15 protein-coding genes and 1 tRNA gene are annotated in these 15,304 nt (G+C 72.5%); 8 read left to right on the forward strand and 8 right to left on the reverse strand.

Annotated features, from left to right (window positions below; translation table 11 throughout):
* Positions 1-9 precede the first annotated feature (9 nt).
* On the forward strand, positions 10-2,055 hold the full coding sequence (locus tag LEL83_RS02230) for a cytochrome c oxidase assembly protein (protein WP_225557592.1): 2,046 nt from the start codon (positions 10-12) through the stop codon (positions 2,053-2,055).
* A 31-nt stretch (positions 2,056-2,086) separates the two neighbouring features.
* On the opposite strand, the gene LEL83_RS02235 is transcribed toward LEL83_RS02230, so the two are convergent.
* Positions 2,087-2,434, reverse strand: coding sequence for a hypothetical protein (locus LEL83_RS02235; protein ID WP_225557593.1), 348 nt, complete (start codon positions 2,432-2,434; stop codon positions 2,087-2,089).
* Entirely contained in the window at positions 2,424-3,518 is a 1,095-nt protein-coding gene (locus tag LEL83_RS02240) for a DUF6177 family protein (protein ID WP_225557594.1), read from the reverse strand. The genes LEL83_RS02235 and LEL83_RS02240 overlap by 11 nt, the downstream gene beginning before the upstream one ends.
* Positions 3,519-3,713: 195 nt before the next feature.
* Here LEL83_RS02240 and LEL83_RS02245 point away from each other — a divergent pair.
* From LEL83_RS02245 to LEL83_RS02260, 4 genes are all read left to right on the forward strand, one after another.
* A tRNA-Gly gene (locus LEL83_RS02245) sits at positions 3,714-3,784 on the forward strand.
* Positions 3,785-3,807: 23 nt separating this feature from the next.
* Positions 3,808-4,941 (forward strand): FAD-dependent oxidoreductase, encoded by a 1,134-nt coding sequence (locus LEL83_RS02250; protein WP_225557595.1) that lies wholly within the window; start codon positions 3,808-3,810, stop codon positions 4,939-4,941.
* A gap of 172 nt (positions 4,942-5,113) precedes the next feature.
* Complete coding sequence (locus LEL83_RS02255) at positions 5,114-6,229, forward strand: glycerate kinase family protein (RefSeq protein WP_225557596.1); 1,116 nt, start codon at positions 5,114-5,116, stop codon at positions 6,227-6,229.
* A 120-nt stretch (positions 6,230-6,349) separates the two neighbouring features.
* Entirely contained in the window at positions 6,350-7,396 is a 1,047-nt protein-coding gene (locus LEL83_RS02260) for an NAD(P)-dependent alcohol dehydrogenase (protein ID WP_198657515.1), read from the forward strand.
* A gap of 72 nt (positions 7,397-7,468) precedes the next feature.
* Here LEL83_RS02260 and LEL83_RS02265 read toward each other — a convergent pair whose 3' ends face one another.
* From LEL83_RS02265 to LEL83_RS02280, 4 genes are all read right to left on the reverse strand, one after another.
* Positions 7,469-8,893 (reverse strand): hypothetical protein, encoded by a 1,425-nt coding sequence (locus LEL83_RS02265; RefSeq protein ID WP_225557597.1) that lies wholly within the window; start codon positions 8,891-8,893, stop codon positions 7,469-7,471.
* Complete coding sequence (locus LEL83_RS02270) at positions 8,883-9,695, reverse strand: TIGR03943 family putative permease subunit (RefSeq protein WP_225557598.1); 813 nt, start codon at positions 9,693-9,695, stop codon at positions 8,883-8,885. Before LEL83_RS02270 ends, LEL83_RS02265 begins: the two co-directional genes overlap by 11 nt.
* Positions 9,682-10,695 (reverse strand): permease, encoded by a 1,014-nt coding sequence (locus LEL83_RS02275; RefSeq protein WP_225557599.1) that lies wholly within the window; start codon positions 10,693-10,695, stop codon positions 9,682-9,684. The genes LEL83_RS02270 and LEL83_RS02275 overlap by 14 nt, the downstream gene beginning before the upstream one ends.
* A 94-nt stretch (positions 10,696-10,789) precedes the next feature.
* Positions 10,790-11,368, reverse strand: a complete 579-nt coding sequence (locus LEL83_RS02280) for a TetR/AcrR family transcriptional regulator (RefSeq protein ID WP_225557600.1) — start codon at positions 11,366-11,368, stop codon at positions 10,790-10,792.
* Positions 11,369-11,461: 93 nt separating this feature from the next.
* On the opposite strand from LEL83_RS02280, the gene LEL83_RS02285 reads away from it, so the two are divergent.
* Both LEL83_RS02285 and LEL83_RS02290 read left to right on the forward strand, forming a co-directional pair.
* Positions 11,462-11,776, forward strand: a complete 315-nt coding sequence (locus tag LEL83_RS02285) for a DMT family transporter (RefSeq protein WP_198657511.1) — start codon at positions 11,462-11,464, stop codon at positions 11,774-11,776.
* A 1-nt stretch (position 11,777) separates the two neighbouring features.
* On the forward strand, positions 11,778-12,131 hold the full coding sequence (locus LEL83_RS02290; RefSeq protein WP_225557601.1) for a DMT family transporter: 354 nt from the start codon (positions 11,778-11,780) through the stop codon (positions 12,129-12,131).
* Positions 12,132-12,342: 211 nt separating this feature from the next.
* On the opposite strand, the gene LEL83_RS02295 is transcribed toward LEL83_RS02290, so the two are convergent.
* Both LEL83_RS02295 and LEL83_RS02300 read right to left on the reverse strand, forming a co-directional pair.
* On the reverse strand, positions 12,343-13,482 hold the full coding sequence (locus LEL83_RS02295) for a CE1758 family FMN-dependent luciferase-like monooxygenase (protein ID WP_198657509.1): 1,140 nt from the start codon (positions 13,480-13,482) through the stop codon (positions 12,343-12,345).
* A gap of 199 nt (positions 13,483-13,681) precedes the next feature.
* A complete protein-coding gene (locus LEL83_RS02300; RefSeq protein WP_225557602.1) occupies positions 13,682-14,482 on the reverse strand; it encodes a phosphatase PAP2 family protein in 801 nt (266 codons plus the stop codon).
* A gap of 340 nt (positions 14,483-14,822) precedes the next feature.
* On the opposite strand from LEL83_RS02300, the gene LEL83_RS02305 reads away from it, so the two are divergent.
* Entirely contained in the window at positions 14,823-15,269 is a 447-nt protein-coding gene (locus LEL83_RS02305; protein ID WP_198657507.1) for a DUF4383 domain-containing protein, read from the forward strand.
* The last annotated feature ends 35 nt before the right edge of the window (positions 15,270-15,304 follow it).

The following is a 15,304-nucleotide window of genomic DNA, read 5'->3' on the forward strand; positions in this document are numbered from 1 at the left end:
TGGACGGTCATGACCGTCACGTCACCCGAAACCCAGCCCACCGGGTCAGCACCGGACGCAGCCCCCTCGCCCGGGCGCTCGTCCACCGTCGCGACGGTCCTCGTCATCGCGGTCCCGCTCGCCGTCGCCTGCTCGATCCTGGGCCTGACGTTCACGGGCGCCTTCGGTGCCGATCAGCAGCTCGTCTCGGCCGGCGACGTCGTCGACTACGGGATGCCGATCGCCCGGGTCGTGCACGACACGATGGCGGCGCTCACCGTCGGACTCCTCATCGTGGCGGCCTTCGCCCTGCCCGCGCAGAAGAAGGACCACGGCGCCCTGTCGAGCGTGCAGCACCGGGCGACCCGCTGGGCTGCGGCGACCGGTGCCGTGTGGTTCCTGGCGGCGGCCGTCAGCATCGTCCTGACCGGGGCGAACACACTCGGCGTCCCGCTGACCGACCCGGTCTTCGCCCGCAACTTCGCCCTGTTCGCGTTCCAGGTCGAGATCGGCCAGGCGCTGGTGGTCTCCGCGGTCGCGATCCTCGTGGCGACCGTGATCGCCGCGTTCGCCACCCGCGTCACCACCCTGGCCTTCGGCACCGTGGCGAGCCTGTTCGCACTGCTCCCCCTCGCGCTGTCCGGCCACGCGGCCGGCGCACTCGAGCACGCGAACGCGGTCAACTCCCTGGCGATCCACCTGGTCGGGGTCTGCGTGTGGGCGGGCGGACTGGTCGCCGTGCTGGTCCTGCGCACGCGCACGAAGGGTGCCACCGGCCGCGTGGTCGCCCGGTACTCGACGCTCGCCGGCTGGTCGTTCGGCGCCGTCGCGTTCTCGGGCGTGGTCAACGCCTCGCTGCGCCTGACCGGGCCGCTCGACCTCGTCACGACGAGCTACGGCTGGCTCATCACGGTCAAGGCGCTCATCCTCGTGCTGCTCGGCGTCGCCGGGGTCGTCCAGCGGCGTCGGCTCGTGCCGGGCCTGCTCCGCGCCCCGCTCGACCGCGGTCGGTTCACCCGCTTCGCCCTCGCCGAGATCGTGTTCATGGCGGTCGCCATCGGCGTCTCGGTCGCGGTGTCCCGGTCGCAGCCGCCGATCCCGCAGACCCCGGAGACGGGCGAGGACACCCGCTCCGGGCTCATCGGCTTCCCGTTCCCGCCGGCCCAGACCGTGCAGACCTACCTGACCCACTGGCACATCGACTGGGTCTGGCTCGGCCTCGCCGTGGTCGGCGCCGTCTGGTACCTGCTCGCCGTGCGCAAGCTCCGGCAGCGGGGCGACGCCTGGCCGGTCGGACGCACCATCGCGTGGCTGATCGGGTGCGCGCTCTTCGCCTGGACCACCTCGGCCGGCCCCGCCGTCTACGGCATGATCCACTTCTCGTCGCACATGCTCCAGCACATGCTGCTCATGATGTTCGTGCCGCTGCCGCTCGTGCTCGGCGGCCCCGTGCTGCTCGCGCTCCGGACGCTGCCGGTGCGGACGGATGGCTCCCGCGGGGCGCGCGAGTGGCTCATGCTGTTCGTGCACTCGCGGTGGATGCAGTTCCTCGGCAAGCCCGCCGTCGCGGGCGTGATCTTCGCCGGGTCGCTCGTGGTGTTCTACTTCACGCCCGCCTACCAGGCCGCGATGCAGTCGCACGAGTGGCACGTCGCGATGATCGTCCACTTCGTGCTCAGCGGCTACCTGTTCTTCTGGGTCTTCGTGGGCGTCGACCCGGGCCCGAAGCGTCCGCCGTACCCGATGCTCATCATCACGCTCCTCGCCACCCTGGCCTTCCACGCCTTCTTCGGCGTCGCCGTGATGACGTCGCAGTCGGTGTTCGCGATCGACTGGTTCCACGCGCTCGGGCAGACGAACGACGCCGCCCTGCTCGACGACCAGCACACCGGCGGCGGCATCGCCTGGGGTGCCTCGGAGCTGCCCATGGTGTTCGTGGCGCTGCTCGTGGTGCGGAACTGGATGCGTTCCGACAAGCGCGACGCCAAGCGCCTGGACCGCAAGGCCGACCGCGACGGCGACGCCGACCTCAAGGCCTACAACGAGCGCCTCGCCGCGATGAGCAAGCGGGACTGACCGCTCGGGGCACGGCCCCGGTCCGACCCGCTCAGTCGCCGTGGACGATGCAGACCGCGTCGAGCTCCATGGCCGCGTCGAGCGCTGCCGCGATGCCGTCCTCGCCGTCCGGGCCCGTCGGGGTCACGGTGTCCACCCACCACAGCGGGGTCGTCAGGGACGGGGCGTCCGGCAGGATCCGCTCGACCTCGTCCGACGAGTCCACCCGCCGCACGCCGAGCACCGTGATCACCGGGTGGGTTGCGTCACGGCAGACCTGCAGCATCGGCCCCTCGTCGAGGGCGCGGACACCCCACGTCTCGTCGTGCAGCAGCAACGCCTCGGCGACCTCGCGGGCCTCGATCGCGCGACGACTCAGGATCGTGACGTCACGCGGCACCCTGACCGCCCGCCACACGGCCGTCCCGGAGGTGTCCGTCGAGCGTGCCCTCGTCGTGGGCGGGGTCGAGCGGCGCACCACCGACGAGCTGCAGGAAGCGGTCCTCGTCGATGCGGTCGAGGAAGGACTCCAGGGCTTCCCAGCCGTCCTCGAAGCGGACGATCATCCCGGCGTCGGCATCCGGGTCGGCACTGCGTGCCCCCGTGCCGAACGTGGCGGTCGTGGTGCGCGGCGGCGGCCACACCCCGTCGCGGTCCAGGAACCCGGCAGCCTCGGGCCCGACCACGACGGCGAGCGGCGACGGCTCGCCGTGCGAGACGGCACGCACCAGGTGGTCGGCGTCCCCGCGACGCTGCATCACGACGCCGAACACCGGGACGACCTGGTCGGCGACGCGCTGCACGGCGTCGAACATGCGGTTCGCCAGGTCGGGGTCGGTGTTCTCCTCGGGCACGGTGAGCACGGCCGACATGGTCTCGACGACGACCCCCGCGACCAGGTGCGCGGTCATCGTGGCCGAGAAGCCCTCGCCGACGGCGTACGAGGTCGAGATGCCCGGCGCCTCGTGCTTGGCGTACTGCGTGACGACCCAGCGGTCCCACGGCACGGTGAGGGGCTCGGCGGTGCCCCACCGGGTCGGGCAGGTGCCGACCGTGTGGCACAGCGCCTCGATCGCCGACCCCATGTCGACCGCACGGCCGGGGTGGTGGCGGAGCGTCAGGTCGATGCTGATCTGCCGCACGGAGTCGGCGGCGACCGGGTGCTCGGGCGAGGGGGTGCCCAGGAGCTCGGGGCCGCGGTGCACGAAGTCCTCGATGTCCGAGGCCGCGACGCCGGTGCGCCCGTCGCGCAGGGTGCCGTCGAAGTCGGCGACCGCCCACGCGGCGCCGTACGCACCGAGGGCGTGCCGAAGGGCCGGGGTGATCGCGGATCCCCGTCCGGTGCGCAAGACCACCGTGCGTCCCGCGTCCGACGCACGTCGGAGCAGGGACGCGAGGGCGTCCGTCAACCACACGACGGGAGCGGCGGACTCGACCACGAGGGCACGACCGACCACGTCGTCGATGAGGGGATGCCTGACCATCCGGGTCCTCCTCGGTCGGGGGCTGGGACTCCCTGGACGGTACACACGGGCGCGACACCTGTCCGTCAGGCAGGCGGGCTCACAGCGGAGACTCGGGAGGCCCGACACGGCTCCGGCGCGCGGCTTCCGGTGAGCGGTCGGCTGGCGTCCAGGCGAGAATCCGCTAGGCTTGCTGCGTCCCGTCCACCGGGGCGCGCGAGTGTAGTTCAATGGTAGAACTCCAGCTTCCCAAGCTGGTAGCGCGGGTTCGATTCCCGTCACTCGCTCCGTCAGGTCGTACGCTCGCCGCATGGCCTCCTCCCCCACTCCCCGCACCGTGGTCATCGGCGCCGGCGTCGTCGGTGCCGCGGCCGCGTACGCACTCACCGCCCGGGGCGAACGCGTGCTCCTGGTCGAGCAGCACGCCCGCGGGCACCACCTCGGCTCGTCCCACGGCGCGACCCGGATCTTCCGGCAGGGCTACGCCGACGCCGAGTACGTCGCGCTCACGACCCGTGCGCTCCGCCTGTGGGAGCAGCTCGGGGGCATCGTCGGCGAGGAGCTCGTCGTCCGCACGGGGGCGGTCGACCACGGTCGGCCAGAGGTCGTCGACGCGATCGCCGCCGCCCTCGCCGCCGCCGGCATCCCGCACGAGTCCCTGACGCCGGAGGCCGCCGCCGCGCGCTGGCCGGGCATCGCGTTCGAGGGGCACGTGCTGACCCACGCGACCGCCGGGCGCATCCGCTCCGAGCGCACCATCGAGGTCCTGCTCACCCTGGCCGAGCGGACCGGGCTCGCCGAGCTGCGGTTCGACACCCGGGTCACCGGACTCGACGACCACGGCGACGACGTCACCGTGACCCTGTCCGACGGCACCGCGGTCCGCACCGCGTCCGTGGTCGCCGCCGTGGGCTCCTGGGCTCCCACGCTGGTCCGCGACCTGCTCGCCGGACGCGGGGCGGGCCTCCCGGCCGTCCGCGTCACCCAGGAGCAGCCCGCGCACTTCCCCAGCCACCTGCCGGACGCGGCGTGGCCGAGCTTCGTGCACTGGGCTGACGGCGACGACGTGTACGGGCTGCTGACGCCGGGCGAGGGCGTCAAGGTCGGGTTCCACGGCACCGGTCCCGTCGTCGACCCGGACCATCGCGACTTCGTGCCCGTGGCGGCCGAGGCCGAGCGGCTGCAGGCGTACGTGGCGCGGTGGGTGCCGGGGGTCGACGCGACGCGGCCGACCTTCATCAGCTGCCTGTACGACACGTCGCCCGACGAGGACTTCGTGATCGACCGGGTGGGGCCGCTGACCGTCGCGACGGGGTTCTCGGGGCACGGCTTCAAGTTCGCGCCGCTGCTGGGGGAGATGCTCGCGGACCTCGCGACGGGTAGGGCGCCGCACCCGCGGTTCGCGTTGCCGGCGCCCGAGTCCGCGGCGTCGCTGGCTCGCTGACGCTGCGTCCCCGCTCGAGGCGTTCGCCCGACGCGTTCCTCTGCAACACACCGGCGTCTCCGCTCGACGCCCCCATGCCGCCGAGACGCCGCCGGGATCGGAGGCGTCTCGCGCAGAAGACGGCGTCCCGCGCACACGCCGGCGCCCCGCGACCGGCCACTACGGTGGACCCGTGCGCATCATCGTGGCTCCGGACTCGTTCAAGGGCACCGCGACGGCAGCCGCGATCGCCGCGGCTATCCGCGACGGCTGGCTGACCGAACGCCCCGACGACGACGTCGTCCTCGTCCCGATGGCCGACGGCGGCGAGGGCACGCTCGACGCCTTCGCGGCCGCGACACCCGGGGCGGTCCGGGTCCCCGTCACCGTGACTGGGCCGGCCGGCACCCCGGTCGACGCCCACTGGCTCCGGCTGCCCGACGGCCGTGCCGTGGTCGAGCTCGCGGCGACGAGCGGCCTGCCCCTGCTCGACGAGCCGCTGCCCGACACCGCGACGAGCCGCGGCTTCGGTGAGGCGATCGCCGCCGCACTCGACGCCGGGGCGACCGGACTCGTGCTCGGCATCGGCGGCAGCGCCTCGACCGACGGCGGCGTCGACGCACTCATCGGGCTCGGCGCACTCGTCCACGTCGATCCCGCGGTCCCCGAGCACCCGCCGCGGTGGCGTCAGGGAGCGGAACTGCTGGACGACGTCACGTCCGTCGACACGACGCACCTGCGCCGCCCACCCGCGCAGGGTGCCGTCGTGCTCACCGACGTGACCTCGCCCCTGCTCGGACCGGACGGCGCGGCCGCGGTCTTCGGCGCGCAGAAGGGCATCACGCCCGACCGTGTGGCGGCGTTCGACGCACGGTTGGCCGACTGGGCGCGCTGCTTCCCCGAGGTCGACCCGTCGACGCCCGGTGCCGGTGCTGCCGGTGGTGTCGGCTTCGGGCTGCTCGCGTGGGGCGCGACGCTGGTCGGCGGGGCGCAGGGCATCGCTGACGTCCTGGGCCTGCCGGCACTGCTCGACGGTGCCGACGTGGTGGTCACGGGCGAGGGTCGGTACGACGCGCAGTCCGCCGTCGGCAAGGTCCCGAGCGCCGTGCGGGCGTCGGCGGCGGCGCACGCGCCCGGTGCCCGCGCGATGCTCGTCGCCGGGGACATCGACGCCCCGCTCGACGACTTCGACGCCGCGGCCTCGCTGACGGTGCTCGCGACGCAGACGACGGGCGAACCCGACGACGCCCTGGCCGACCCGCTGCGCTTCGCCCGCATCGCCGGACAGCGACTCGCCCGACTGGTCTGACCCGCGTCTGTCGGTCCGCACAGGGGTGTCCTGGTTGTACCTCCCACCCGATGGCGCGCTCCACGAGACTGGGACGTGGGCCGCACCCGGCCCGGACACTCCACCCCCACGAGGAGACTATTGCGTACCGTCAACGCCTACGCGGCACCGTCCGCCACCGAGCCGCTCGTCAAGACCACCATCACCCGTCGTGACGTCGGCGCGAACGACGTCGAGATCGACATCGCCTACGCCGGCATCTGCCACTCGGACATCCACACCGTACGCGGTGAGTGGGGTCCCATCCAGTACCCGCAGGTCGTCGGCCACGAGATCGTCGGCCACGTCACCGCCGTCGGCGAGAACGTCACCAAGCACCAGGTCGGCGACCGCGTCGGCGTGGGCTGTATGGTCAACTCGTGCGGCGAGTGCGAGAACTGCCTCGCCGGCGAGGAGCAGTACTGCCTCAAGGGCAACATCCAGACCTACGCGGGCGTCGACCCGGCCGACGGCAGCATCACCCAGGGCGGCTACTCGCAGGCCGTCGTGGTGAACGAGGACTTCGTGCTCCGCGTCCCCGAGTCGCTCGACATCGAGAAGGTCGCGCCGCTGCTCTGCGCCGGCATCACCACCTACTCGCCGCTGCACCACTGGAAGGCCGGCCCCGGCACGAAGGTCGCGGTCGTCGGCATGGGTGGCCTCGGTCACATGGCCGTCAAGATCGCCGTCGCGATGGGTGCCGAGGTCACGGTGCTGTCGCAGACCACCTCGAAGCAGGAGGACTCGCTCCGCTACGGCGCGACGGCCCACTACGCCACGAAGGACCCGGAGACGTTCGAGCAGCTCGCGAACTCCTTCGAGCTCATCATCAACACCGTCTCGGCGAAGATCCCGATGGGCGCCTACCTCGGCCTGCTCAAGGTGGACGGCACGCTCGTCAACGTCGGTGCTCCGTCGGAGCCGCTCGAGGTCCCGGCCTTCGCCCTGATCCCGCGCCGGCTCAGCTGGGCCGGATCGGCCATCGGCGGCATCCGCGAGACGCAGGAGATGCTCGACTTCTGCGCCGAGCACGACATCCTGCCGGAGACCGAGCTCATCAGCGCCGACCAGATCAACGAGGCCTACGAGCGCGTCCTGTCGTCGGACGTCCGCTACCGCTTCGTGATCGACGCGGCCACGCTGGCGTAGTCGGCACCACCTGACGGACGGAAGGCCCGTTGCCAGCTGGCAACGGGCCTCCCGTCCGTCGTCTCGGGACCGTCAGCCGACCTCGTCGCCGGACGGCAGCGCACCACACCAGTCGACCGACCCGGCGTCGACGCTCGCCTCGAGCGCGCCGGAGGTCGCGTCCACGATGCTCACCAGCTCGCCGCCGGCCGACTTCGTCGCCACCGCGACGAACTGGCTGTTCGGCGACGGGCAGACCGCCGTGACGCTCGTGTCGTCCGGGATGGTCACCGGCAGCCGGGAGGCCCGGTCCCCGTCCACACGCACGATCCGTGCCGCGATGGTTCCGTCCGACCGCACGTCCCCCAGCACACGCAGGTACGTGTCGTCCGTCAGCTGGGCGATCCGGCCGAGGACGGCCGCATCGGTGCTGGCGGCGGGCGCCTGCAGCGCACGCTCCGCACCGTCGGTCAGGTCCAGGCGCACGATGCCGGTGCCGGTCTCCACCACCGCCGTGGTGCCGGTGCCGACGAAGCCGTGCAGGTACGTGGCGCTGCCGAGTCGCACGGGGTCGGCGCGGCCGCTCATGTCGACGAGCACCAGGTCGTCACTGCCGGTGCGGACCAACGCGCTCTCGGTCCGGGGCACGTAGGCCCACTGGCCGACCGTCATCGGCACGGCGCCGGTCTGCGGCGTGCCGTCCTCGGCGATCGCCGTCGGCAGGTGGGTGCCGGTCATGTCGACCACGTACAGCCCGGTGTTGCGGGACTGCCCGGTCGAGGTGTCGGCGTACTCGAAGCCGAACGAGGCGCCGTCGTCCGCCGCGTGCAGCGCCGTGACCCGGCCCGCCGAGGTCGGCAGGGTGAGGTGCTCGACGGGGGCGTCCGCGTCCTGCACCCCGCCGCTGAGCGGCACGATGTCGACCGAGGAGCGCGCGTCCGTGCCGCTCACCACCACCAGCGAGCGCCCCAGGCGGGCGTACTCCGAGATCGCGGTCCCCTGGTACACCGTGGTCGCGCCACCGGCGTCGAGCGAGCGGCGCACGATGCGGTCCTGCGCCCCCGGCGCCCCGGGGACGAGTGCGAGCACGTCCGTGCTGCCGGTCCGGACGGCGGCCGTCAGGTCCGAGGTCGCCCGCTGCCCGGGAGCCCGGACGTCCGTGACGGTGACCGTGTAGTCGCTGTCGTAGGTCAGGGGTCCGTCGAACTCGACCGCGATGGTGTTGCCGCTCGACGTCACGGTGTGCGCTGCCGCCGGGCTGACCCGGACGTCGTCGGGCGACACCCGCTGCAGTGCCTGGTTGGCGGTGAGGATGACGCGCTGTGCCGGCCGGGACACCAGGTCGCCGGCGTCGTACGACACGTCGCGCAGCCGCGGCCCCTGCTGCGAGCCGACGACCGCGGCGAGCGCGGCGACCACGGCGAGCACGAGCACCACCGCGAGGTACCGGCGGTGGAACCGGTGCGCGACCGGTCGGCGCGCGCGGTGGTCCCCACGGCCCGGGGCCTCAGTACTCATACGGGTCCTCCGGCTGCGCGATCTCGGTGAGCTTCGCGGCCCGGATCACGATGCGGGCGTCGGCGGACTGGTCCGGGTTCGCCGCCAGGGCCCCGCGGACGGTGACCCACTGCCCCTCGTCCGGCACGGCGTCGGCGCCCTTGCCGTCGCCGACGACCCCGATCCCGACCGGTTGCGCATCGACGGCGCAGCAGCTGATGACGAACCGCGTCAGCGTGAACGAGCCCTGCGGTCCCGGGACGACGAAGCCGGTGAGCTCGACCTGCTTGCCGACGAGCGCCGTGGTGTCCGTGGTCTGCCGGATGAGCGCGGCCCAGTCCTTGACGCCGTACTCGGAGGTGTCGACACCCTCGCTGCCGAGCAGCGCGACCGCCGCCTCGGAGCCGGTGGCGTTCGACAGGGTGGCCGAGTCGACGCTGCGCTGCTGTGCGGTCCGCGCGGACAGCGTCGTCGGCGGCAGCACGAGCATCGCCACGGTGACACCGACCGTGACGACCGCCGCGGCACCACCGAGGGCGAGTCGGACGCCACGACCGCGTGCCGGCGCGTGCGCTCCGTGGTCGTGCTCGTCCGCCTCGTCGCCGTGGGTGTGACCGTGGCCCCGGGCGATCACGACCAGGCCGGCGATCGACGCGGGCACCCCGACGGCGGCGAGCACGACCGTGAACACCGAGTAGCGCGGGTTGATGTACAGGTCGAGGTGCCCGACCAGTGCGAGCCAGAGCGTGCAGAGCGCCACGGCGAGCACCGACCCGAGGCCCAGGTACGCGGCCGCGTTGCTGCGTGCATCAGACGAGGACATTCATCACCAACCCGACGGCTCCGGCGAACAGGACGCACACGACGGACAGCAGCACCAGGAACCGGACCCGGAAGGTCGTGCGCAGCAGGGCGAGCATCTTGACGTCGATGATCGGCCCGATGATCAGGAAGGCCGTGATCGACCCGGGCAGGAACGTGGACGCGAAGGACAGCGCGAAGAAGGCGTCGACGTTCGAACACAGCGAGATCGTCATGGCGAGCAGGATCATCGCGGCGACGGACAGCACCGGGTTCGAGCCGATCGCCACCAGGGTGGAGCGGGGCACGGCGACCTGGATGGCGGCGGCGAGGCCGGCACCGACGAACAGCGCCGGCATCATCGTCGCGCTCTCGCCGCCGAACTGCGCAGCGCTCTGCCGCCAGCGGTGCAGCCCGCGGGGCGCTCCCACGGCGGCACGGCAGCGGGCCTCGAAGGCGGGGAGCAGCAGGTCGGCGGGACGGCGGTGCGCGGCGACGATCCAGCCGACCAGGTTCGCGACGACGAAGCCGCCCACGATCCGGACCGGCAGGATCCACCCGGACCAGCCGAACGCCTGCGCGGTGCTGATGATGACGAGCGGGTTGAGGATCGGCGCGGCCACCAGGAACGTGACCGCCTCGGCCGGGGTGAAGCCGCGCATCATCAGGCCGCGGGCGAGCGGCACGTTGCCGCACTCGCACACCGGGAACAGCATGCCGATCAGGGAGATGACCGCCCGGCGCCCGAACGCGTTCTGCGGCAGGACCTTCTCGAGCGCGCCGACCGGCACCCACACCTCGACGACGATCGAGAGCACGATGCCGAGCACCACGAACGGCAGCGACTCGACGACGACGCTGATCGCCAGGGTCAGGAAGTCCTGCACGACGTCCGGCAGCCCCGCGGTCCCGATGCTCGGGGAGAACAGCCGGATGCCCAGCAGGACGACGACGGCGAGCAGCACGAGGCCCGGGCCGGTCAGGCTCCGGGTGCGCTGCGGCGGCGGCGTGGTCGTCGTCACCGGGACAGGATAGGCGACCCGTGTCGTGCGAGCCTGCGCCCGCGCCCGGCAGCGCGACCACGACCGTCCCGGCGACGCGACCGTGCCGCGCGCGTCAGACCCGCGCGATGCCCGCCACGTGCCGGTCGAGCGTGTCGATCGCCCACGAGGCGTCCCCACCGGGGTCGAGCCGCACGATGTGCATCGCGAGCCCGTCGACCAGGGCGTGCAGCCGTCGCGTCTCGTACGGCACGTCGGCGGCGGGGACACCCACGGCGCGCAGGATCCGGCCGCACCACTCCCGCATCTCGTCGACGACCCGGTCGTGCATCGGGCGCAGCTCGGCGTCGGTCAGGGCCGCGGTGCCGAGGGCGAGGTAGACGTCGAGCTCGACGCGGCGCTCCTGGTCGAGGGGCAGCAGCTCGAGCAGGACGGCCCGGGCGTAGGCGGTGCCGTGCAGGACGGCCGGGATAGCGTCGACACGGTCGGCGGTCGCGTCGAAGACCAGCTCGAGCGCGTGCGATCGGACGCTCGCCTGCGTGGGGAACGTGTAGCGGACGGTGCTCGGCGGCAGCCCGGCCTCGGCGGCGACGTTCCGCACGCTCAGCGCGCCGATGCCGTCGCGGGCGAGGACCCGGCAGGCCGCCTCGGACACGGTGCGGCGCCGTTCGTCGACGTCCATGCTCCTGGCCACGGCGACATACTCGCACAGTCGTACCAAATCGTGCTAGCGTCGACGCCGTTGTCGCACAGTCGTGCGACTACGGCGACCGGAAGGATCCACTCCATGGCATGGCTCGTCCTCGTGCTGAGCGGCGTGCTCGAGGCCGTCTGGGCGACGGCACTGAGCGCGTCGGACGGCTTCAAGAAGGTCGTCCCGACGATCGTGTTCGTCGCCGGGATGGCGCTGAGCATGGTCGGGCTCGCGTTCGCGATGAAGAGCATCCCGGTCGGCACCGCCTACGCCGTCTGGGTCGGGATCGGGGCGTCGCTGACCGTCGTCGTCGCGGTCCTCCGTCGCCAGGAGGCCGTGTCGTTCGCCCGCCTCGCCCTGGTGTTCGGCCTGGTGGCGTGCGTCGTCGGCCTCAAGGTGGTGAGCTGACGTGGCGTGGGTCGTCCTGTTCGTCAGCGCCGCGCTCGAGACCGTGTGGGCGACCGCGCTCGGGGCGAGCGACGGCTTCACCGAGCCCGGCCCGACGCTGGTGTTCGCCGTCACGATCATCCTCAGCCTGGTGGCGTTCGGCTACGTCCTCAAGCACATCCCGATCAGCACGGCGTACGCGGTGTGGACGGGTACCGGCGCGGCCCTGACCGTGCTGTGGGGCATGGCGACCGGCGCCGAGCCCGTCACCGTGCTGCGGGTGCTGTTCATCGCCGGGATCGTCGGGTGCGTCGTCGGCCTCAAGCTCGTGCCGGCCCGCCCGGTGGCGGAGTCCACCGCCGAACGCACGCGCTGAGCGACAGCTCACGCGCCAGCGATCCCGTGAGGTGTCGCCGACCGCGTGACGTCGGCACGTGCACGTGCACGTGCACCGAGACGGACGGGAGGCCCGGTGCCAGCTGGCACCGTCCCTCCCGGCACGGCCGTCGTGCCGCTGGCGCGTCACGCCGGAACCGGCGGATGGGGCCCACCTCCCGTCCGATCTGCGATCACGCCCACCGCACGTGTCAGACGGACGCGCCCGTCCACTCGTCCTCGGCGGCGACGTGGTCGCTGCCGACCGTGCCGGCGGCCATCGCCGCGGCCACGCGCGAGGCGTGCGACGGCGGGTCCGACGGCACGTCGGCCGGGCGCCCCTCGTCGTTCAGCTTGCGCAGCTCCGGCACGATGTCCTCGGCGAGGATGTCGATCTGCTCGAGCACCGTCTTGAGCGGCAGCCCGGCGTGGTCGATGAGGAACAGCTGGCGCTGGTAGTGCCCGACGTGGTCCTTCATGGCCGCGTACCGGTCGATGACCTGCTGCGGCGACCCGACGGTGAGCGGGGTCTGGGCGGCGAAGTCCTCCATCGAGGGCCCGTGGCCGTAGACCGGGGCGTTGTCGAAGTACGGCCGGAACTCGTCGACGGCGTCCTGCGAGTTCTTGCGCGCGAAGAACTGCCCGCCCAGGCCGACGATCGCCTGGTCGGCGCGGCCGTGCCCGTAGTGCTCGAAGCGCTGGCGGTACAGGCCGACCATCTGCTCGGTGTGCTGGATGGGCCAGAAGATGTTGTTGTGGAAGAAGCCGTCGCCGTAGTAAGCGGCCTGCTCGGCGATCTCGGGCGTGCGGATCGAGCCGTGCCACACGAACGGCGCGACGCCGTCGAGGGGGCGGGGCGTCGAGGTGAAGCCCTGCAGCGGCGTGCGGAACTTGCCCTGCCAGTTGACGACCTCGTTCTCCCACAGCTGGCGGACCAGCGCGTAGTTCTCGATCGCCAGGTTGACGCCCTGCCGGATGTCCTGGCCGAACCACGGGTACACCGGGCCGGTGTTGCCGCGGCCCATCATCAGGTCCATCCGGCCGTCGGACAGGACCTGGAGCATCGCGTACTCCTCGGCGATGCGCACCGGGTCGTTCGTGGTGATGAGCGTCGTGCTCGTCGACAGGGTGATGTCCTTGGTGCGGGCAGCGAGGTACGCGAGCATGGTCGTCGGGCTGGAGGCGACGAACGGCGGATTGTGGTGCTCCCCCGTGGCGAAGACGTCGAGGCCGGCCTGGTCGGCGTGCTCGGCGATCGTCGTGATGTCCCGGACGCGGGTGGTGTCGTCCGGCGTGGTGCCGGTCGTGGGGTCGGTCGTGACGTCACTGACCGTGAAGATGCCGAACTGCATGATGCGCCGCCTCCTGGCTAGCTGTCGTGTCGAGCATTTCGATGCGTTTGCATCGACTTGCTGAGTACAACGTAGCGCAGGGCGTGGCATTCCCGCCAGCCGCGGTGCGGCGCGGACGAGTCCGTCCGATGCGTCCGGTGCGTCCGGTGCGTCAGCCCGTCGGCCCGTCGGCCTGGAGGCCCGGCTCGGCCCCGCCCGGTCAGGGTCGGGTCGGCAGGGTGGCCGGGTCGGTGCGCGCGGCGTGGTGCATCCCGTCCAGGAACCACACCACCGTGACGACCGCGAGCACGCTCGCACTCGACGCCATCCGCCCCGCCACCAGGACCGCCGCGTGGTCGTGCACGCCGTCGCCGGTCACGCCGAGCACGAGCGCCGCGACCCCCACGACCAGCGTCACGCCGGTCGCCACGAGCAGGACGACGCTCACCACCCGTCGCGGGCCCCGTCGCCCGTCCCGATCCCCGCGCAGCCCTCGGTCCACCCGCGGGCCGGCGGCACGGACGGCACCGAGCCAGAAGACCGCGATCGCGCAGGCGCCGATGATGTCACTGACCCGGTGCCAGCCGTAGACGACGGTCTGGTTCGCCACGAACACCGCGTACGCGGCACCGAGGACCGTCACCAGCGGTCGGAACCGCCGCGGCGTGACCATGAGGACCGCGAACAGCGCCGCGAGCGCGATCGTCGCGTGCCCGGAGGGGAACGAGTTCGGGGTCGTCGACTGGGCGATCTCCGGGCGCACGGCGATACCCTTGACGAGCGTCGAGGTGGCCGCCGACGCGAGCACCACGACGCCCGCGCCGAGGCCCACCGACAACCGTCGCCTGGCGAACGCCACGGCGACGATCACGACGACGAGCAACAGGATCACCGGCACCGAGATGACGTTGAGCGCGGTGTCCGAACCGAACAGGTCGGACTCCCGGACCCCGCCGAGCGCGGCGTCCTCCGCTCGCTGCCCCATCGGCGTCAGCACCGCGACCGCGTAGACGAGAGGCACGATCACGAACCCCACAGCCGCCAGTGCAGCCCACCGCAACCGCCGCGAGACCCACGGTCCACGTGGCTCGGGTGCAGTGCGCTCGGGTGTGAAGGTCACCGGGCTGGTCCTCCTCGGGGTGGTCGTCGTCGGGCTCGTCGCACGGTTGGCGGCGGCGCTGCGATTCGGTCGGTCGGGGTCCGACACGATACCGTTGGAGCACTCGCCGGAGGCTGGGAACCGCACCCCGATCGCTCGAGCGCTCCGCGCCGGGACGACCGGTCTCGCGGGCGTCACCGCACCGGCGCACCACGCGGGACCGACGCACGTCGCGTCGGCAGTGTACGAGGAGGAGACCGAAGTGGCCATCAAGGAACCGGGCATCACCGCGTCCCCGAACCGGGGCCTCGCGCTCACGGCCGGCAGCCTGTTGGCCCTCTGGGGCGCCATGGGGTTCTTCTTCGCCGCCGACGGCGACCCGGGCTTCTTCAGCCGTCAGGGTGGCATGCTCTGGAACGCGTTCGGGGTCAACCCGGCGCTCTGTCTGGTGTGGGTGCTGCTCTCGGTCGTGCTGCTCATCACCGGCCTCGGCAACACGCTCGGCTCGCGCAACGGCAACCTGCTCGTGGGCGCCCTGCTCGTCGTGTTCGCGGTCTACGGCTTCGTCTTCGTCGACACCTCGGCCAACGTCTTCGCGCTGAACACCACCGACAACGTGTTCCACGCGATCGTCGGTGTGCTGCTGCTGCTCACCGCGGTCGGTGCCGACAAGGAGAACCTCCGCGCGCTGCGTGCGGCGCGCGCCTGACGCTCCGCTCGACTCCCCGACGCCCGTCTGCCCCT

The organism is Curtobacterium oceanosedimentum, assembly GCF_020297365.1.
Taxonomy (GTDB): domain Bacteria; phylum Actinomycetota; class Actinomycetes; order Actinomycetales; family Microbacteriaceae; genus Curtobacterium.